Origin of the sequence: Massilia brevitalea (assembly GCF_030711405.1) — a bacterium.
Taxonomy (GTDB): Bacteria; Pseudomonadota; Gammaproteobacteria; order Burkholderiales; family Burkholderiaceae_D; genus Telluria; species Telluria brevitalea.
The window spans coordinates 23,133-42,711 of sequence record NZ_JAULSI010000016.1; the positions used below are offsets into that span (position 1 = coordinate 23,133).

General features: G+C 65.9%; 19 protein-coding genes. 8 read left to right on the forward strand and 11 right to left on the reverse strand.

From position 1 onward, the window contains the following. Nucleotides 1–70: 70 nt before the first annotated feature. From QWL29_RS11940 to dctP, 5 genes are all read left to right on the forward strand, one after another. Nucleotides 71–457, forward strand: coding sequence for a hypothetical protein (locus QWL29_RS11940; RefSeq protein ID WP_305823113.1), 387 nt, complete (start codon nt 71–73; stop codon nt 455–457). Then, nucleotides 454–657 carry a helix-turn-helix transcriptional regulator gene (locus QWL29_RS11945; RefSeq protein WP_305823114.1) on the forward strand — a complete coding sequence of 68 codons (204 nt, stop codon included), beginning with the start codon at nt 454–456 and terminating at the stop codon, nt 655–657. Before QWL29_RS11940 ends, QWL29_RS11945 begins: the two co-directional genes overlap by 4 nt. Continuing rightward, nucleotides 654–1,586, forward strand: coding sequence for an alpha/beta fold hydrolase (locus QWL29_RS11950; protein WP_305823115.1), 933 nt, complete (start codon nt 654–656; stop codon nt 1,584–1,586). The genes QWL29_RS11945 and QWL29_RS11950 overlap by 4 nt, the downstream gene beginning before the upstream one ends. Nucleotides 1,587–1,596: 10 nt before the next feature. Then, complete coding sequence (locus QWL29_RS11955) at nt 1,597–1,836, forward strand: hypothetical protein (protein ID WP_305823116.1); 240 nt, start codon at nt 1,597–1,599, stop codon at nt 1,834–1,836. Between the two features lie 263 nt (nt 1,837–2,099). Then, a complete protein-coding gene (dctP, locus tag QWL29_RS11960; RefSeq protein ID WP_370663692.1) occupies nt 2,100–3,134 on the forward strand; it encodes a TRAP transporter substrate-binding protein DctP in 1,035 nt (344 codons plus the stop codon). A gap of 3 nt (nt 3,135–3,137) precedes the next feature. Here dctP and moaD read toward each other — a convergent pair whose 3' ends face one another. From moaD to kbl, 6 genes are all read right to left on the reverse strand, one after another. After that, entirely contained in the window at nt 3,138–3,395 is a 258-nt protein-coding gene (gene moaD / locus QWL29_RS11965; RefSeq protein WP_305823118.1) for a molybdopterin converting factor subunit 1, read from the reverse strand. A 6-nt stretch (nt 3,396–3,401) separates the two neighbouring features. Next, complete coding sequence (locus QWL29_RS11970) at nt 3,402–4,673, reverse strand: molybdopterin molybdotransferase MoeA (RefSeq protein ID WP_305823199.1); 1,272 nt, start codon at nt 4,671–4,673, stop codon at nt 3,402–3,404. 41 nt (nt 4,674–4,714) lie between these two features. Next, a complete protein-coding gene (thrC, locus tag QWL29_RS11975; RefSeq protein WP_305823119.1) occupies nt 4,715–6,190 on the reverse strand; it encodes a threonine synthase in 1,476 nt (491 codons plus the stop codon). A gap of 324 nt (nt 6,191–6,514) precedes the next feature. Further along, a complete protein-coding gene (locus tag QWL29_RS11980; protein WP_305823120.1) occupies nt 6,515–7,915 on the reverse strand; it encodes an L-serine ammonia-lyase in 1,401 nt (466 codons plus the stop codon). A gap of 30 nt (nt 7,916–7,945) precedes the next feature. Then, nucleotides 7,946–8,902: an NAD-dependent epimerase/dehydratase family protein gene (locus QWL29_RS11985; protein WP_305823121.1), complete on the reverse strand. Its 957-nt coding sequence runs from the start codon at nt 8,900–8,902 to the stop codon at nt 7,946–7,948. 28 nt (nt 8,903–8,930) lie between these two features. Further along, on the reverse strand, nt 8,931–10,145 hold the full coding sequence (gene kbl, locus QWL29_RS11990; protein ID WP_305823122.1) for a glycine C-acetyltransferase: 1,215 nt from the start codon (nt 10,143–10,145) through the stop codon (nt 8,931–8,933). Between the two features lie 204 nt (nt 10,146–10,349). Here kbl and QWL29_RS11995 point away from each other — a divergent pair, with 204 nt between their 5' ends. Next, the gene (locus QWL29_RS11995) at nt 10,350–10,928 is read left to right on the forward strand and encodes a helix-turn-helix domain-containing protein (RefSeq protein WP_305823123.1); all 579 of its coding nucleotides are present in this window, start codon (nt 10,350–10,352) and stop codon (nt 10,926–10,928) included. A gap of 136 nt (nt 10,929–11,064) precedes the next feature. Then, nucleotides 11,065–12,714, forward strand: a complete 1,650-nt coding sequence (locus QWL29_RS12000) for a DUF4394 domain-containing protein (protein ID WP_305823124.1) — start codon at nt 11,065–11,067, stop codon at nt 12,712–12,714. A gap of 57 nt (nt 12,715–12,771) precedes the next feature. On the opposite strand, the gene QWL29_RS12005 is transcribed toward QWL29_RS12000, so the two are convergent. From QWL29_RS12005 to QWL29_RS12015, 3 genes are all read right to left on the reverse strand, one after another. Then, nucleotides 12,772–13,488, reverse strand: a complete 717-nt coding sequence (locus QWL29_RS12005; RefSeq protein ID WP_305823125.1) for an anti-sigma factor — start codon at nt 13,486–13,488, stop codon at nt 12,772–12,774. After that, nucleotides 13,485–14,045 carry a sigma-70 family RNA polymerase sigma factor gene (locus tag QWL29_RS12010; protein WP_305823126.1) on the reverse strand — a complete coding sequence of 187 codons (561 nt, stop codon included), beginning with the start codon at nt 14,043–14,045 and terminating at the stop codon, nt 13,485–13,487. Before QWL29_RS12010 ends, QWL29_RS12005 begins: the two co-directional genes overlap by 4 nt. 79 nt (nt 14,046–14,124) lie before the next feature. Beyond that, nucleotides 14,125–16,260, reverse strand: coding sequence for a prolyl oligopeptidase family serine peptidase (locus QWL29_RS12015; RefSeq protein ID WP_305823127.1), 2,136 nt, complete (start codon nt 16,258–16,260; stop codon nt 14,125–14,127). Nucleotides 16,261–16,522: 262 nt separating this feature from the next. Between QWL29_RS12015 and budC the strand changes: the two genes are divergently transcribed. Further along, nucleotides 16,523–17,284, forward strand: a complete 762-nt coding sequence (gene budC / locus QWL29_RS12020) for a meso-2,3-butanediol dehydrogenase (protein WP_305823128.1) — start codon at nt 16,523–16,525, stop codon at nt 17,282–17,284. Between the two features lie 35 nt (nt 17,285–17,319). Here budC and QWL29_RS12025 read toward each other — a convergent pair whose 3' ends face one another. Together QWL29_RS12025 and QWL29_RS12030 are read right to left on the reverse strand one after the other, a co-directional pair. Further along, on the reverse strand, nt 17,320–18,711 hold the full coding sequence (locus QWL29_RS12025; RefSeq protein WP_305823129.1) for a tetratricopeptide repeat protein: 1,392 nt from the start codon (nt 18,709–18,711) through the stop codon (nt 17,320–17,322). Between the two features lie 206 nt (nt 18,712–18,917). Continuing rightward, on the reverse strand, nt 18,918–19,577 hold the full coding sequence (locus QWL29_RS12030; RefSeq protein ID WP_370663693.1) for a 3'-5' exonuclease: 660 nt from the start codon (nt 19,575–19,577) through the stop codon (nt 18,918–18,920). Between the last annotated feature and the right edge of the window lie 2 nt (nt 19,578–19,579).

A 19,579-nucleotide genomic window follows, 5' to 3' on the forward strand; every position in this document is an offset into this window, starting at 1 on the left:
ATGTAAAGGGTACTTGACATGGATTCTTGCTGGAACCACAATGTAAAGCATACTTTACATGGAGCCAAACATGCACGAGAAGCGCGTCACCAGGGCCTACCACCGCGAACTGTTTGGCGCCATTGCGCTCTACACCGTCCTGCTGATGGCGGCCATCCGCTACGGCCGCCCGATGGACGACGGCGTGCTGCGCACCCTGGTGCTGGCCAGTCCCATGATCGGCTTCGGCGTCATGATCTGGGCCATCGCCCGCCACCTGGCGCGGGTCGATGAATTCATTCGCAAGCAGCTGATGGAAAACGTGGCGCTGGCCGCCGCCATCACGGCCGGCCTGACCTTCACCTACGGTTTCCTCGAGACCGCCAGTTATCCGAAACTGTCAATGTTCACGGTGTGGTGCGTGTTGTGCGGCACGTTCGGCGTCGTGCAAATCGTGCGCAAGTTGGCCAGCAAATGAAAAACCTCCTCCGCGAGCTGCGCGCCGAACACGGCTGGAGCCAGGCCCACCTGGCCGAGCTGCTGGACGTGTCGCGCCAGACCGTCATCGCCATCGAGAACGGCAAGTACGACCCCAGCCTGCCACTTGCCTTTGCGATTTCCAGAATCTTCAAGCAACCGATCGAAGCCATCTTTACCCCCAACCAGGAGCCAGCATGAAAGCAGCATTGTTGTTCGCAATGATCCTCGGCGCGGCCGCGCCCGCCCTTGCCCAGGACGCGGGCCAGCCGCAGACCGTGAACCGGTTCGCCGCCAGCATCGCACCAGCCGAGCGCTTTGAGCTCAAGGGCATGCTGGTCGAGCGCCACGGCAGCGGCGCGCGCCCCTTGATCCTGATCCCCGGCCTGTCCAGCGGCGCCTGGGTGTGGCAGGAAACCGTGCGCGAACTGGCCGGCGCCCATACGATCTACGTGGTCACCCTGCCCGGCTTCGATGGCCGTCCGGCGCTCGAAGGCAATCCCTTCGACAACGCGAAGTCCGCGCTGGCCGAGCTGATCGCCGCGCGCCGCCTGGCCAAGCCGGTGCTGGTCGGGCACAGCCTGGGCGCAACGCTGTCGATCGCGCTGGCCCAGGAGCTGCCCAACGCGCTCGGCGGCGTGGTCGCCATCGACGGCCTGCCGGTCTTCCCGCGCACCGAGGACATGCCGCCCGAGCAGCGTCCGGCGATGGCCGAGGCGGTGCGCAGGCAGATGGCGGCGGCGGCCGGGCCGGCGTTCGCGGCGCAGCAGCGGCAGTACATGCGCACCATCGGCCTGGTCGACATGGGCAAGGCCGACGACGTGGCCATGCTCACCTCGCGCAGCGATCCCATCGCGGTGGCGGACTATGCCGCCTCGGTGATGGCGCGCGACCTGCGTCCGGGCTTGCCGAAGATCCACGTGCCGGTGCTGGTGCTCGCCCCCACCTACGGTCCGGATGCGGCCCTGACGGGGATGTCCGGGAGCGAGAAGGTGGCGTATTATCGGGAACTGATGACCGGCACCCCGAAGCTGGACGTCAAACCCATCGACAACGCGCGCCACTTCGCCATGCTCGACCAGCCCCGCGCCGTGAACGACGCGTTGCGCCAATTCCTGTACAACCTGTAAGGAGACACCCATGACCGCGACCATGCCACCTTTGTCCCACTGGATCGGCCAGTACGCGTTTGCCGCCGGCTCGATGTTTGCCCTGCTGCTCGTGGTCGACGTGCTGGTGCGCGGCGAAGCCTTTGCCCGCGCCTGGCCCTCGGCCCTGGCCTGGGCGGCGGTCGCCTCGGCGCTGTTCATCGGACGCCGTTACTACAACATGCGCAAGGGGCTCGATTGCGCGGTGTGCGAGCGGCTCGACAAGAAATAAGCCGCGTTTCTCCTCGTTGAACGATGCGCGGTATCAGGGTTGTCTCGCTGGACAAGCCTGATACTGTTGCCCTCGTTGCTGCCCCCGTTGGTACGCTCGCCGGCCTGTTATTCATCCTGCATTTGTTAAGTCAACAATATTCTTCTTGACAAGTAATGTCATGAGAATATTCTTATACAGACGCAGGTGGACGATGCAGCCCCGACGATGGGCGCACGATTCGCCCGGTCGTTCAATCATCTTGGAGGATGAGTATGTCGGAAATGTCACGGCCATCTTTGGCTCGCAGGACAGTACTGGGTGCGCTCGCATCCAGTCCTTTGTGGCTCGGCAGCGCATGGGCCGCTTCGCGGTCGATGAAGATCTCGCATCAATTCCCCGGCGGTAGCATCACGGAGGGCGACTTCCGCGACCGCCTGTGCCGCATGTTTGCCACCGAAGTGGAAAAACGCACGCGCGGCAGCCTGAAGTTCTCGATCTACCCGAATTCGTCGCTGATGCAGCCGAACGCCCAGTTCGGCGCGCTGCGCAAGGGCAGCCTCGACCTGGCCCTGGTGCCGCTGTCGTATGCCGGCGCCGAATCGCCGGAAGCGAACATCGGCCTGATGCCGGGCCTGGTGACCTCGTACCAGCAGGGCTATGCCTGGAAAAACGCCGAGGTCGGCAAGGAGCTGATGCGCATCCTCGACAGCCAGGGCCTGGTCGTGATCAGCTGGATCTGGCAGGCCGGCGGCGTGGCCTCGCGCGGGGAAGAACCGATCCTGCGTCCGGAACAGGTGCAGGGCCTGAAGGTCCGCGGCGGCTCGCACGAGATGGACCTGATCCTGCGCGACGCCGGCGCCACCATCGTCAACCTGCCCTCGAACGAGATCCACAACGCCATGAAGAGCGGCGCGCTGGATGCGGCCTTTACCTCGTCGACCTCGCTCATCACTTTCCGCCTGGCCGACGTGGCGCGCTCGGTGACCACCGCGCGCGGCGGCGGCTACTGGTTCATGTTCGAGCCGCTGATGATGTCCAGGACCGTGTTCTCGCGCCTGAGCAAGTCGCAGCAGGAGGCGATCACGACGGTCGGCGCCGATCTGGAGAAATTCGCAATGCGCATGGCCATGGCCGACGACCAGGCGGTGGCCGGCTACTATTCGCGCACCGGCGCCCGCGTGGCGGACATGGATGCGGAATCGCTGAAGCAGTGGCAGGAGGTGGCGCGCAACACCGCCTGGCGCGAGTTCGGCGGGCGCAACGACAACTGCGCCAAGCTGCTGGCGCTGGCCGAGAAATCGATCGCGGCGTTGTAGGCTTCAGCCGCCGGTTACCGGGGGGAAGAACGCCACTTCCCCGCCTTCGACAAGCGCCGTCTCCGGCGCGCACATCACGTGGTTGAAGGCCATGCGCAGCGCGCGCCCATGCGCCAGGGTCTCGGCCCAGGCGCCGCCGCGCGCGATCAGGAAGTCGCGCACCGCGCCGACGGTGCGTACGTCATCGGGCAGTTCGACGCGTTCCTGCGCCAGGCCGAGGGCTTCGCGCACGGACGCAAAGAATTTGAGTTCGATGTGCATGGTGTCCTAGTGCTGGAGTTCGGCGAAGGGGATGAAGCGCACGATGTCGCCTTCGTTGATCACGCGTCCCGGCGGGTTGTCGACCAGGCCGTCGCCCCACACGGTAGAGGTCAGCACGCCCGAGCCCTGGTTGGTGAACAGCTCCAGCCCGCCGCCGGCATTCACGCGCACGCGCAGGAACTCGTTGCGGCGGTCGGCCTTCGGCAGGTTGAAGTCGGCGCGCATCTGATAGGCGCGCGGCTCGACCGGACCGCTCACGCCCTGCAGGCGCAGCAGGAAGGGCCGCACGAACAGCAGGAAGGTGATGAAGCTCGACACCGGATTGCCCGGCAGGCCGATGAAGTAAGCAGCCCCAGTGGGGCTGCTTACGAACTGGTCGTCGTCGCTCGCGCCTTCTTTACGCACGTCGCCGCGATTCACTTCCCCAAACGCCAGCGGCTTGCCCGGCTTGACGGCGATCTGCCACATGTTCAGCTGCCCTTCGGCTTCCACCGCCGGCTTGATGTGGTCTTCCTCGCCCACCGACACCCCGCCCGAGGTGATGATCAGGTCATGCTCGCGCGCCGCCGCGCGCAGGGTGGCGCGGGTGGCCTCCAGCGAATCGGGCACGATGCCGAAGTCGGTGATCTGGCAGCCGAAGTTTTCCAGCAGCGCGCGCAGGGTGAAGCGGTTCGAGTTGTAGATGGCGCCCGGCGCCAGCTGGCCGCCCGGTGCTTCTCCCGGCATGGTCAGCTCGTCGCCGGTGAAGAACACGGCCACGCGCACGCGGCGGCGCACCGGCAGCTGGGCCAGGCCAACCGAGGCAGCCAGTCCCAGTTCCTGGCTGCGCAGGCGCGTGCCGGCAGCGAGGATGGTGGAGCCGGACACGATGTCTTCGCCGGTACGGCGGATCCATTCGCCGGCTTGCGGCGTGTGGCGGATCACCACGTTCTCGCCCTGGGCTTCGCACTGCTCCTGCATCACCACGGCATCGGCCCCTTGCGGGATCATGGCGCCGGTAAAGATGCGCGCGGCGGTGCCGGGCTCCAGCGCTTCGCCCACCTGGCCGGCCGGAATGCGCTGGGCCACGCGCAGGATGGCGCCGCCGTTCACGCAGTCAAGCGCGCGCACGGCATAGCCGTCCATCTGCGTGTTGTCGGCGGACGGCACGTCGATGGTCGAGGCCTGGTCCTGGGCCAGCACGCGGCCATTGGCGGCGAGCGTGGCGACTTGTTCGGTTTCAAGCACGGGGTGCACGGCGGCGAGCAGCGTGTCGAGCGCTTCGCGCACGGTCAGCATCGCCCGCGCCGGCGCGGGTTTGTCGTTCGTTGGGGTCATGGTTACAGTCCGGTGTGCGCGGCGATGAAGGTCTTCATTTCGTCGACGTTCGGGCGCATCAGCACGAATTTTTGCGGCAGCAGTTCGAGGTCTTCGAAGCCGGCGGGACGCTCGGCATCGACCCCGATCGCTTCCAGGATGGTTTCGTTGAATTTGGCGGCCAGCGCGGTTTCCAGCACGATCATCGGCACGCCGGGTTCGATGTGCTCGCGCGCGACCTTGATGCCGTCGGCGGTGTGGGTGTCGACCGTGATGCCGTAGTCGTCGAAGGCCATGCGGATGGTGTCGAGGCGGTCGGCGTGGGTCGACTTGCCCGAGGCGAAACCGTACTCGCCGACGCGGGCGAACTCGTCGCCGTCCGCATTCGCGCCGCCGGACAGATCGAAGCCGCCGTGGGTATCGACCTTGCGGAACAGCGCCGCGGTGCGTTCGCTGTCCTGGCCCACGAGGTCGTAGACGAAGCGCTCGAAGTTCGAGGCCTTCGAGATGTCCATCGACGGGCTGCTGGTGTGGAAGGTCTCGGCGCTCTTCCTCACGCGGTAGACGCCGGTGCGGAAGAATTCGTCGAGCACGTCGTTCTCGTTGGTGGCAACCACCAGCTTATGGATCGGCAGGCCCATCATGCGCGCGATGTGGCCCGCGCAGATGTTGCCGAAGTTCCCGGACGGGACGGTAAACGAGACCTGTTGTTCGTTGCCCGTGGTGGCGGCCAGGTAGCCGCGGAAGTAGTAGACCACCTGCGCGACCACGCGCGCCCAGTTGATGGAATTGACGGTGCCGATCTTGTGGCGCGCCTTGAAGGACAAATCGTTCGACACGGCTTTCACCATGTCCTGGCAGTCGTCGAACACGCCGTCGACCGCGATGTTGAAGATGTTCGGGTCCTGCAGGCTGAACATCTGGGCGGTCTGGAAGGCGCTCATCTTCTCGTTCGGCGACAGCATGAACACGCGCACGCCGCGCTTGCCGCGCATCGCGTATTCGGCGGCGCTGCCGGTGTCGCCGGAGGTGGCGCCGAAGATGTTCAGTTCGTCGTCGTTCTTGGCCAGCGCGTACTCGAACAGGTTGCCCAGCAGTTGCATGGCCATGTCCTTGAAGGCCAGGGTCGGGCCGTTGGACAGGGCTTGCAGGATCAGCTTGCGGCCGTTCTCGTCTTCCAGGGTGCGCAGCGGAGTGATGTCGTTGGCCGACTCGCCTGCGCGCGCGTTGCGGTAGACCTCGGGGGTGTAGGTCTTGCTGGTGAGCGCCTTCAGGTCGGCCTCAAGAATGTCGGTGGCAAACTTGCGCAGGATTTCATAGGCCAGCTCGGCGTAGGAGAGCTTGCGCCAGGCGTTCAGTTCGTCGCCCGTCACCTGCGGGTACGCTGCCGGCATGAACAGGCCGCCGTCGGGGGCAAGGCCGCCGAGCAGGATGGCCGAGAAAGTTTCCGGATTGCGGGAAGCGGACGCGCTGGTCGCGCGGGTAGACACATATTGCATACGTAAATGATCCGGTTGGGCTCGCGTTGATTCTTTTATTATAGTGCGGGCCGGCAGATCCTGTATGTGCGGTCGAGATTGTGTGGCACCGTTAGCGGTGACCGTAGGGTGGGCACGCCGTGCCCACGCGGATGCTTGCGTCGCCTCGGCGCATGAAAACATCGAAACCGACGCGCTAACGTGACGCCTCAGAGGCGCCGCGATAACGCGTCGGTTTCGATTTGAATGCGGCAAACACGGCGCGTCGTTCCGCGTGGGCACAGCGTGCCCACCGTACGGTTGCGGCCGCAGGCCGTAGCACCTCAGCGGAATATGCCGGCTAGTTCAGCACGCCGCGTGATTCACGGTCACCACGTGCACCGCCAAGCCACCGAGCGAGGTTTCCTTGTACTTCGCCTGCATGTCCGCCCCGGTCTGGCGCATGGTCTCGATCACGTTGTCCAGGCTGACAAAGTGGGTACCGTCGCCCTTCAGCGCCAGCGAGGCCGCCGTGATCGCCTTGATCGCGCCCATGCCGTTGCGCTCGATGCAGGGAATCTGCACCAGCCCGCCGATCGGGTCGCAGGTCATGCCGAGGTGGTGTTCGATGCCGATTTCGGCCGCGTTCTCGATGCGCTCGTTCGAGCCGCCGAGCGCCGCCACCAGGCCGGCGGCCGCCATGGCGCAGGCCACGCCGACTTCGCCCTGGCAGCCGACTTCGGCGCCCGAGATCGAAGCGTTCTTCTTGCACAGCATGCCGATGGCGCTTGATGTGAGCAGGAAGTCGCGGATGCCTTTTGCCGCGTCGAGCGGGCGGCAATCCTCGGCGTAGTAGCGCAGCACCGCCGGGATGATGCCGGCCGCGCCGTTGGTCGGCGCCGTCACCACGCGCCCGCCGGCCGCGTTTTCTTCGTTCACCGCCATCGCGTACAGCGTCACGTGGTGGGTGGCGTCGTGCGGCAGCTCATTGACGCGCTTGCCTTCGTTGCAGTGGGCCTGCTTCCACAAGGTGGCGGCGCGGCGTTTCACGTTCAGCCCACCCGGCAGCTGGCCGCCGGTGACCAGGCCGCGGGCGATGCAGTCACGCATCGTGACCCAGATGCGGTCCAGGCCCGCGTCGAGCTCCGCTTCGCTCATGCGCACCAATTCATTTGCGCGCAGCATGTGCGGGATCGACAAGCCATGCGCACGGCCATGCTCCAGCAGCTCGACCATGGTGTCGAAGGGGAATGGCACCTGCGGCTGCCCCTGCGCTTGCGGCGCTTCGGCCGCGCGCATCTGCGCTTCGCCGGCCGCGGTGATGAAGCCGCCGCCCACCGAATAATAGATGCGCTCGATGACGCTGCCATCCTTCAGTTGCAGCACGAAGCGCATGCCGTTCGGGTGCTCGGGCAGGGTCGAGGCCTTGTGCCAGACCAGATTAGTACGCGCCGAGAACGGCACCTCGTGGGTTCCCAGGAGGCGCAGCACGCCGTCGAGTTCCGCTTCGGCCAGCTTGTCCTCGACCGTATCCGGGTCGATGTCTTGCGGGGTTTCGCCCATCAGGCCGAGGATCACCGCCTTGTCGGTGGCGTGGCCGACGCCGGTCAGCGCGAGCGACCCGTACAGGTGCGCTTCGACGCCCGTCGCTTCGTCAAGCGAACCAGCTTCGAGCAGGAAGCGGCGCGCCGCCACCATCGGGCCCACGGTGTGCGAGCTCGATGGGCCGATACCGATCTTGAAAAGATCGAAAACGCTCATGTCCATCTGTGTCTCCAGCTTTTCTTGTTATGTGCTTTAAGCGGTGGCGCCGACGTCGATGTTCTCGAGCATGCTCGACACCATCTCTTCGATGCCGACACGTGCCTTCCAGCCCCAGTCCGCAGTGGCGCGGCTGTCGTCCAGGCTTTTCGGCCAGGTATCGGCAATCGCCTGGCGGCTGTCCGGCTTGTAGGCGATCTCGAATGCCGGCACGGCCTTCTGGATGGCGGCCGCCAGTTCGCGCGGGTTGAACGACACGCCGGCCACGTTGTACGAGGAACGGATTTTCACCTGCCCGGCGGGCGCGTCCATCAGCTCAATGGTGGCGCGGATCGCGTCCGGCATGTAGATCATCGGCAGCGTGGTTTCCGGACCCAGGAAGCACTCGTAGGTCTCGCCCTTGAGCGCCGCGTGGAAGATGGCGATCGCATAGTCGGTGGTGCCGCCGCCCGGAGGCGACTTGAAGCTGATGATGCCAGGGTAGCGGATCGAACGCACGTCCACGCCGTACTTGGTATGGTAGTACTCGCACAGGCGCTCGCCGGCCAGTTTGCTGATGCCGTAGATCGTGGTCGGGTCCATCACCGTGTACTGCGCGGTGTTCTCGGCCGGGGTGTTCGGGCCGAAGGCGGCGATCGACGATGGCCAGAACACTTTCAATGGCTTCCCAAGCTCGCCACGCTCGCGCGCGACTTCGAGAATGTTCAGCAGGCCGTCCATGTTCAGGGTCCAGGCCTTGAGTGGCGCCTTTTCGCCGGTAGCCGACAGCAGCGCCGCCAGCTGGTAGACCTGGGTGATGCCTTCGTCGGCAATCACCTGCGCCAGCCTGTCCTTGTCCAGCACGTCGAGCTGGGCGTAGCGCGCCGCGCCGTAGACGTTGTTGCTGCCGATGTCGGTGGCGAGCACATTCCCGGCGCCGTGTTGTTCTGCGAGTGCGGAGACCAGTTCGCTGCCGATCTGGCCGTTGGCGCCGATGATGAGGAGTCGTTCCATTTGCTGATATTCCTTGAAGCCTGATGAATTAATGATTCCTGAGGATGCCGAGCTCTTTGCCGGCCTGCTCGAAGGCGGCCAGCACGGTGTCGAGCTGTTCGCGGGTGTGGGCGGCCGACAGCTGCACGCGCACGCGCGCCTGGCCCATCGGCACCACCGGGTAGAAGAAGCCCGACAGCAGCACGCCCAGTTCGAACATGCGCGCCGCGAATTTCTGCGCCACCGGGGCGTCGAACAGCATCACCGGCACCACCGGGTGCGTGCCCGGCTTGATGGTGAAGCCGATGCGCTCGATCTCCTTGCGGAAATAGGCGGTGTTTTCCATCAGGCGGTCGCGCAGTTCGGTCGACTTCGAGATGCGCTCCAGCACGGCCAGCGAGGCGCCGGCGATCATCGGCGCCAGGGTGTTCGAGAACAAATAAGGACGCGACTTCTGGCGCAGGGTCTCGATGACTTCCTTGCGGCCCGAAGTGAAGCCGCCCATCGCGCCGCCCAGGGCTTTACCGAGGGTGCCGGTGATGATGTCGATCTTGCCGATCACGCCGCAGTGTTCATGCGTGCCGCGGCCGGTGGCGCCGAGGAAGCCGGAAGCGTGCGATTCGTCGATCAGGGTCAGGGCGCCGTATTTCTCAGCCAGCTCGACGATCTTGTCGAGCTGGGCGATGGTGCCGTCCATCGAGAAGGCGCCGTCGGTGACGATGACTTTATGGCGCTTGCCGGCTTCAGTTGCCGCCTGCAGCTGCTTTTCGAGGTCGGCCATGTCGTTGTTGGCGTAGCGGTAGCGCGCGGCCTTGCACAGGCGGATGCCGTCGATCAGCGAAGCGTGGTTCAGGGCGTCGGAGATGATGGCGTCGTTTTCGTCGAACAGCGGCTCGAACACGCCGCCGTTGGCGTCGAACGCGGCGGCGTACAGGATGGTGTCTTCGGTGCCGAGGAATTTAGACAGCGCCTGCTCCAGTTCCTTGTGCACGGTTTGCGTGCCGCAGATGAAGCGCACCGACGACAGGCCGTAGCCATACTTGGCCAGCGCCGCTTCGGCGGCCTTTTGCGTCTCGGCGTCGCCCGACAGTCCCAGGTAGTTATTCGCGCACATGTTGATCAGGGTGCGGCCGTCTTCCGACTGCACCTCGGCGCCCTGGCGCGAAGCCAGCACGCGCTCGGGCTTGAACAGGCCCTGGTCGCGCAGGGTCGACAGATTGTTCTGCAGGCCAGTATAAAAGGCGTTCTTCGCTTGTTCGCTCATGTGATTTCCCTGTCTGTGGTTGCCGGCTTGACCGGCCGTTGGACTATGCTGTACCGTTGACCGCTTGTTGTACGGGTTCGATGCTGTGCTGCTTTTTCGCTATCTCGAACTAAAATTCAATATAATGAATATTACGCCGACCTGTTGAACTTGGCAAGGTCCGGCGGCTCTCCCGCGTTTCTCTATTTACCAGCGCCTGAAAACATGAAAACCCCCGTCACGACGAACAACGCCCCGCCCGAAGTCGGCGCCACCCTGCAGCGCCTGCGCCTGGCGCGTGGGCTGACGCTGGAAGATTTGTCGCGCATCGCGGGCGTGTCGAAGTCGATGCTGTCCCAGATCGAGCGCGAAAAGGCGAATCCTACCATCGCCATCACCTGGCGTCTCGCCAACGCCCTCGGCGTGCAGATCGGCGAGCTGCTGGCCTCCGAAACACGCGACGTCGAGTCGATCCGCGTGCTCGACGCCCACGAGACCCCGACCCTGCCCGGTACGCATGCCGGCTACACCCTGCGCATCCTGGGGCCGATGGAGCTGGCGGGCCAATATGAATGGTACGAGCTGACCCTGGCGCCGGGCGGCGAACTGGCGTCGCAGGCGCACGATCCGGGTACCAAGGAGCACATGACGGTAATTAACGGCACGCTCGAGATCGAGGTCGGCACGTCGAAGCGCAAGGTCAAGGCCGGCGGCACCGCGCGCTACCCGGCGGACCAGGACCATGTGCTGAGAAACATCGGCAAGACCGAGGCCAAGGCCTTGCTGGTGGTCGTGCACCGCTAGTTTCCTTGAAGAATTAACAAAAAATATTTTCGGATCGCTGCATCCAGATTGCCGTTGCCAACGTAGTAAGGGTATCGACAGCGCCCAGGCGCCGTCATACCCGCACCCCGGTGCCAACCTATTCAGGATGCCGATCATGAAAAACCCTCGCCTGCCCAAGCTGGTCCTCGTTTCCGCCGTCGCCCTTGCCCTCGCCGCCTGCGGCAGCAGCAACCACCACGACGACGATACCCCAGCGCCAACCCCGACACCGCCAGTCATGACTGCCGGCGACGTCTTCGCGCTCACGGCAAGCAACAAGCTGGTGTCGTTCAACCGCGACGCCCCTGGCACCGTGCGCACCAACATGGCAATCACCGGCCTGCAGAGCGGCGAGAACCTGCTCGGCATCGACTTCCGCCCGGCCGACGGCCAGCTTTACGCGCTCGGCAGCAGCGGCCGCATCTACACCATCAATACCGCCAGTGGCGCGGCCACCATGAAGTCCATGCTGGCTGCGGACGCCGCGGACACCACGGCGCCCTTCACGGCCCTGGCCGGCGCCGACTTCGGCGTCGACTTCAACCCGCAGGCAGACCGCCTGCGCGTGGTCAGCAACACCGGCCTGAATTTGCGCATCAACGTCGACAGCGGCGCCACCACCACCGACGGCACGATCAACGGCGGCGCAGCAAATGCGGCGGTCACTGCCGCGGCCTACACCAATTCGTTTGCCGGCACCGCTTCCACTTCCCTGTACGTGCTCGACAGCGCGAGCGACACCCTATACCTGCAGAACCCGCCAAACAACGGCACCCTGAGCCAGCCGTTGGCGCTGGGCGTGGATGCCGGCGCGGTCAACGGCATGGACATCGACGCCCGTACCAACACCGGCTACGCCGTGCTCACCGTGGGCGGTGCGCGCAACCTGTACAGCATCAACCTGGCCGCCACCAGCAGCCCGGCTACCTCGCTCGGCGCCGTTGGCATCAGCGAGGACATCCGCGGCCTGGCGCTGCGCACACCGCAGGCGCCGGTCGTACTCGGCCTGGGCGACGACGGCCGCCTGCACAGCTTCAAGCCAGGCACGCCGAACACGATCGACGCCTCGGTAGCGGTCGGTGGCCTGAACGCGGGCGAAACCCTGCTCGGCATCGACGTCCGTCCGAAAGATGGGCTCCTGTACGGCATCACCTCGGCGGCCCGCATCGTCACCATCGACCCGGCCACCGGCGTGGCGACCGCGAAAGCGACATTGGCGGCCGACGCCACCGACACCACCCTGCCCTATGCCGGCCTGGTGGGCGCAGCGTTTGCGGTCGACTTCAACCCGGTGGCCGACCGCCTGCGCGTGATCGGCGACGGTGGCCAGAACCTGCGCATCAACGTCGACACCGGCGCCACCACCACCGATGGCGCGATCAACCGCGCCGGCGCCATGCCGATGGTGACGGCCGGCGCGTATACCAACAGCTATGCCGGCGCGACCGCGACGACGCTGTACGACATCGACGGCGCCAGCGCCAGCCTCGCCATGCAGAACCCGCCGAACGACGGCGTGCTGGCGAATGTCGGCGCGCTCGGCGTGGCGGCGATGGGCGACAACGGCATGGACATCGCGGGCGGCGCCAACGGCCTGGTGCTGGCGGCGCTGCGCACGGCGGTGAATGGCCCATCGTCGCTGTACCGCATCGACCTGGCGACCGGCGCGGCAACGCTAATGAACGGCAGCGCCGATCCGTCGGCGTCGCGCATCGGCAGCGGCCAGGTCGGCTTGCGCGACATCGCGATCTGGATGAAACCGTAAGCGCATGAAAAAAGGCCGGACCTTTCAGGGTCCGGCCTGCGTTTCAACCCGTTTGCCTTACAGGCGCACCGCGCGTCCGATATACAGGATCGGCCCGGTCGGGCGGCCGATCGGCGAGCCGGCTTCAGGTTCGAGCGTAATCTCGAACAGCTGGTTCGGCACCGGCGGCGGCAGGTTCGCCAATTGCACCTCGACCCGCTTGCCCGGCTCGACCAGGCCCAGCGACACCGGCCCCTTCCAGCCATCGGCCTTGGTCCACAATTGCAGGGCCCTGTTCGGCGGCACCACGGTGGTCCCGAGCGGCACCAGCGTCAGGCTGCCCCTGGCGTTCATTTGCAGCACCCAGCCCGGCGCCATGTTGCCCGGCGCGGCCAGCACCACGGTGTAGCGCGGCGCCGGTTCGCCCGGCTGCTGCAGGCCGACCACCACGGCCAGCGCGGCAGCGGCGGCAAAGCCGGTTGCGGCCAGGCTGCGCCACAGGCCGAGGCGCTGCCACCAGCCGGTGCTGACCGGCGAAGGCTCGCGCATCCGCATGCCGGCCAGCGAGGCCTCGACCCGCGCCCACAGCTGCGGCGACGGCTCGGCCGGTTCGGCCAGCGCCGTCAGCGGCAGCAGGCGCGCCTCCCAGCTTGCTACCGCCGCGCGCAGGGCCGGTTCCTCATTTTTACTTCGGCGCAGCGCCAGCTCGACCCGGCGCCGCTCGCCCGCAGGCAGGGTGCCGAGCACGTATTCTCCCGCCAGGCCTTCGATTTCGTCGTCGAATGGCTCGCTCATCCCATGCACTCCTTCAGCGCGCTCAGGCCGCGCTTGATCCACGCCTTGATGGTGCCCAGCGGCGACTGCATGCGCGCCGCAATTTCCGCATGCGAGCAGCCATCGACGTAAGCGTACAGGATGCTGTTGCGCTTCGCTTCATCCAGCCCGACGAGGCAGTCGTGCAGGCGGCCCAGGTCCTGGCGCCGTTCGAAGGCGTCGGCCACGCCTTCATCGTGTGTCGAAGCGGCGTCCAGCGCCGCGAGTTCATCCTCGCCGGCCTGCACTTCGCGCCCGCCGGAGCGCACCACGTCGAGCGCCTGGTGGCGCACGATGCTGTAGATCCAGCCACGGCCTGCGCCGCGCGCCGGGTCGAAGCTGCGGGCACGGGTCCAGATGCTGAGGAAGGCGTCGTGCAGCACATCCTCGGCCAGTGCGCGCCGGCGCACGATGCGCAGCGCCACGCCCAGCAGGCGCCGCCCTTCGCGGTCGTAGATGCCGCGCAGGGCGCGCTCGTCGCCGCGCGCACAGGCGGCCAGGGCGGCGTCGTAGTCGAAATCGTCCGATGCAGTCTTCAAACGGGCCTGTCCTTCCTTGTCGCCGCCGGTTCCAGATTAAAAAAAAGCCCGTCCGCCGGAAGCAGCCGGGCCCACGCCCTTACATCTTCAGCGCCTTGGTCAGGAAGCCCCAACGGTCCGCCACTTCCTCGATCTGCTTGGCGGTCGGCTTGCCCGCGCCATGCCCGGCCTTGGTGTCGATGCGGATGAGCATCGGGTTGCAGCCCGCCTGCGCAGCCTGGGCGGCGGCGGCAAACTTGAAGCTGTGCGCCGGCACCACGCGGTCGTCGTGGTCGGCGGTGGTGATCATCGTGGCCGGATACTGGGTGCCCGGTTTCAGGTTATGCAGCGGCGAATACTTCACCAGTGCCTTGAACTCGTCCGCGTTCTCCGACGAACCGTAGTCCGAGGTCCAGGCCCAGCCGATGGTGAACTTGTGGAAGCGCAGCATGTCCATCACACCCACCATCGGGATCGCCGCGCCGAACAAGTCCGGACGCTGGGTCATGGCCGCACCGACCAGCAAGCCGCCGTTGCTGCCGCCGCCGATCGCCAGTTTCGATGGCTGGGTTACCTTGTTATCGACCAGCCACTGCGCCGCGCCGATGAAGTCGTCGAACACGTTCTGCTTCTGCAGCTTGGTGCCGGCCTGGTGCCAGGACTCGCCGTACTCGCCGCCGCCGCGCAGGTTGGCGACCACGTAGACGCCGCCCATTTCCATCCACGCCAGGTTGGCCGGCGAGAAGGCAGGCAGCATCGAGATGTTGAAACCGCCGTAGCCGTACAAATAGGTCGGGTTGCTGCCGTCGAGCTTGATCCCCTTTTTCGAGACGATGAACATCGGCACCTTGGTACCGTCGCGGCTGGTGAAGAACTGCTGGCGCGTCTCATACGCGTTCGGGTCGAAGTCGACCTTCGGCTGGCGGAACACGGCGGTCTCCCCGCTGGCCACATCCATGCGGTAGATCGTGGTCGGGGTGGTGAAGCCGGTGAACGAGAAGAAAGTTTCCTTGTCGCCGCGCTTGCCCGTGAAGCCGGATACCGAACCGATGCCCGGCAGCGAGATTTCGCGGATGAACTTGCCGTTCAAATCGCTCACGCGCACCACGCTGCGCGCATCCTTCAGGTACTCGACGATCAGGCGGTCGCCGACCACGTGGGCCGCGTTCAGGGTGTCGCCGGATTCGGCGACGATCTGTTTCCAGTTGGCTTCAGCCGGTTTGCGCACGTCGATGGCGACGATGCGCTGGCGCGGCGCCTTGCGGTCGGTGCTGAAGTAGAACACGTCGCCGACGTTGTCGATGAAGTCGTAGGCGGCGTCGAAGTTGTCGACCAGCGGCACGACTTTCGAATCCGCCTTCGACAGGTCCTTGATGAACACGCGGTATTTATGCGCGGTGCCCTTGGTGGCCGTGATCAGCAGGTACTTGCCGTCGTCGGTGGTCTTGGCGCGGAAGCCCCATTCCTTTTCGTCCGGGCGGTCGTAGACCAGGGTGTCGGCGCTTTGCGGGGTGCCGATCTTGTGGAAGTACAGCTTCTGGTGGTAGTTGACGGCCGCCAGCTTCGTCGCTTCGGTCGGCTCGTCATAGCGGCTGTAGAAGAAGCCCTTGCCGTCTTTCGTCCAGGCGGTCTGCGAGAACTTGACCCACTTCAGGTGATCTTCCAGGTCCTTGCCGGTCTCGATGTCACGCACCTTCCACTCGTTCCAGTCGGAACCCGAGGCTGCCGTGCCGTAGGCCATGAGTTTACCGTCCGGGCTGACTTCGACGCCGGCCAGGGCGACCGTGCCGTCCGCTGCCAGCGTGTTCGGGTCGAGCAGCATGCGCGGTTCGTCGGACAGGTTCTTCATCGTGTACAGCACCGACTGGTTCTGCAGGCCGTCATTGCGGCTGTAGAAGTAGCGGCCGCCTTCTTTCGACGGCACCGAGTAGCGCTCGTAGTTCCACAGTTTGGTCAGGCGTTCCTGGATCGCCTTGCGCTGCGGGATTTGCGCCAGGTAGGCCTGGGTCACGGCGACCTGGGCGTCGACCCATCCCTTGGTCTCGGCGCTGTTGGCGTCTTCCAGCCAGCGGTAAGGGTCGGCGATCGTGGTGCCGTGGTAGTTGTCGCTCTGGTCGACCTTCTTCGTGACCGGGTAGGTCGGCGCCTGGCCGGCTGGGCAGGATGCGGGGGCGGCGGCTTGGGCGCCGAAGGCCATCATCAGGGCCAGTGCGAGCGTTGCTTGTCTCATGTGCATATTCTTCTCGGAACGTGGTTCGGGAAAGGCGGATGTGCCGCTGGGCATCATAGCCTAGAACGCCAGGGTTGGCGACTCTACATCAGACCGTTGAGCCCCCTCCTTGCAGAGCAAGGTCTTATTGGAGAAGCCCCGTCAATACAGGGCGTATGCGTTTTCCGGCGGCGCGCAGGACCATGAATTGAAAAGCCCGCTTTTGATGGCTGTGATACTTTGGATTGACGCGCAGTGCAGCAATTTTGCCAATTTCAAAGGAGTGAAGATGAACCGTTTCAACGAAAAAACCGTCCTCGTCACCGGCGCCGCTTCCGGCATCGGCCTGGCCGCCGTCCGCCGCTTTCTCGATGAAGGGGCGCGCGTCGTGATGCTCGATATCGATGGCGACAAGCTGAAGGAAGCGGCAGCCGCATTGCCGCAGGACCGTGTCCTGGTGCAGGTCGGCGATACCGCCGACAAGGCCACCGCGGCCGCTGCCGTCAAGGCCGCCGTCGACCGTTTCGGCGGGCTGCATATTCTGGTCAACAATGCGGGCATGGCGGTCGAGGGCGACATCACCAGGACCAGCGAAGAAGACTTCGAACGTGTCATGGCGGTGAATGTCGGTGGTTACTTCCACATGGCCAAGGCCGCCATGCCGGAACTTGTGAAGACCAAGGGGTCGATTGTCATGACCTCGTCGGTGTCGGGCCTGGGCGGCGACTGGGACATGTTTGCCTATAACACGTCGAAAGGGGCAGTCAGCAACATGGTGCGCGCGATGGCAATGGATGCGGGCAAGGACGGGGTACGCGTGAATGCGGTGAATCCGAGCTTCACGAAGACCGGCATGACCGAAGACATGGTGCGCAAGCCGGAACTGGTCGCCAAGTTCAGGGAACGCATGCCGCTCGGCGCGCCGGAAGATCCGGAAGGCGTGGCGGCGGCGATGGCCTTCCTGGCGAGCGAGGATGCGCGCCTGATTACGGGTGTGAACCTGCCGGTGGATGCGGGCTTGATGGCGTCGAATGGGCAGCCGCCGCAGTGAGGCTGGCTGGCGGGCAAAGCGGTGGCGTGTCAACGCTACCTGGCGGGCCTCCCCGCCGTCTCCCGATGACTCAGCTGCCACTTGTGCGACAAGTCGATCGCCCGTCCGATCTCCGATGGATTCAACCGCCGCGCGACGATCGTCTTGTTGACGTTCGCCGTCGCATCCCCGCCATCGGCCGCCAGCAGCATCCACATGTAGGCCCGTACCGGATCGCGTGCCACGCCGCGGCCGCTGTTGTACATGCCGCCCAGGTTGTACTGGGCCAGCGCATGGCCCTGCTCGGCAGCCTGGGTGTACCAGTAGACGGCGCGCCGGTCGTCCTGCGCCACGCCCTGGCCGCTGGCGTACATCACGCCCAGGTTGTTCTGGGCGCTGGCGTCGCCCTGGCCGGCGGCCAGGCCGTACCAGTGGGCGGCGCGCGCGTCGTCGCGTTCCACGCCCTGGCCGTTGGCGTAGATGACGCCGAGGTTGAACTGGGCGTTCGGCGCGCCCTGCTCGGCGGCGCGCCGGTACCAGTCGAAGGCGCGCTGCGGGTCGGCAGGGGCGCCGCGGCCGTGCGCGTACATGTTGGCCAGGTTGTACTGGGCGGCCACCTGGCCCTGGTTGGCGGCGCGGGTATACCACTCGATGGCGCGCGGCTCGTCGCGTTCGGCATGCCGTCCTTCGGCGTACATGGTGCCGAGGATGAACTGGGCTTCGCGGTCGCCGTGGTTGGCGGCGCGCTGCAGCCAGGCCAGGGCGCGCCGCGCGTCGGCCTTGACGCCCAGGCCGTCGGCATAGGCCAGGCCGAGCTGGCGCTGGGCGCCGCGTTCGCCGGCGGCGGCGGCCTGGCGGAACCAGTACAGGGCCTGCGTGTCGCTGGCATCCACGCCCTGCCCGCGGCGGTACATCTGGCCCAGGTTCAGCTGGGCCGGGGCGTCGCCCTGCAGCGCCGCCTTGCGGAACCAGGCCATGGCCAGCGGGTAGTCGATGGCGGCGCCCAGGCCGTGCAGGTAGCATTCGCCAAGCAGGTTCTGGGCGCTGGCCACGCCCTGCTCGGCCGCGCGGTAGTACCAGGACAGGGCGCGCTCGTGGTCCTGCGCCACGCCGCGCCCCTTGCGGTACATGTGGCCGAGGTTTTGCTGGGCCGAGGCGTCGCCCTGGTCGGCGGCGAGGCGGAACCAGCGCGCGCTGTCGGCGTCGCAGGCGTCCACGCCGCGGCCGTGGTAGTACATGGCGCCGAGGTGGTTCTGGGCAAAAGCGAGCCCCTGCAGCGCAGCCAGGCGCAGCCAGCGGAAGGCGGCGGCGTCGTCGCGCTCCACGCCCTCGCCCTCTTTATACAGGATGCCGAGATTGAACTGGGCATATGGATTGCCGCGCTCGGCGGCGTCGCGGAACCACACGTAGGTCTGATGGCTCTCGCGGTGGAGCTTCTGGCGGTTCATGCCGGTTCCCGAAGTTGGACGTGTGTGCGCGTGGCTTGCCTCATGCACGGTAGCCGACAGTACCGACGCATGGCAGCCTGATAAGTATTAGCAAAATTTTAATGACGGAGAAAGGCGGGCGTTTGACTGCGCGCAATCGTGTCGGTCGGCGCGCCAATAAAAAAGCCCGCCGGGCGTCTGCGCGGCGGGCTCGTCAAGCGTAGGGTTCAGGCGGCGCGCAGGGCACGCTTCTCGGCGGCGTACTTGTCGAGCCAGCCCGGCACCTTGGCCGCGGCGAGCCGGTTCAGCGACACCAGCAAGTCCGGCGCCACCTGTTCCAGTCCGTAGGACGAACCGAGGTGGCGGCCGATGTGGATCAGGACTTCCGCTGCGACTTCGGCGTCGGCCTCGGCCCGGTGGGCGGAGCCGCGGAAGGCGATGCCGAGCTGGCGCGAGAGCTGGCCCAGCTTGTAGCTGGCCAGGTTCGGAAAGACGCGGCGCGACAGCTTCAGCGAGCACACCAGGGCGGCGTGGCCGCAGCTGCGCTGCAGGCGTTCGGCTTCGGCGACCAGGAACTTCTCGTCGAAGCTGGCGTTGTGGGCCGACAGCGTATCGCCGCCGATGAAGTCGAGCAGTTCCGGCACCACGGACGAGGCCGACGGGGCCGAATCGACCATCTGTTGGGTGATGCCGGTGAGCGCGGTGATAAACGAAGGGATGCGCACGCCGCAGTTAACCAGCGACACATAGCGGTCGGTGATCCGTCCGCCCTCGATGCGCAGGGCCGCGACTTCGGTGATGCGGTCGCCCATGGCGGGCGACAGACCCGTGGTCTCGAAGTCGAGCATCACGATGGGGCGTTCGAAGTGGTACATGGGCGCTTGCATAC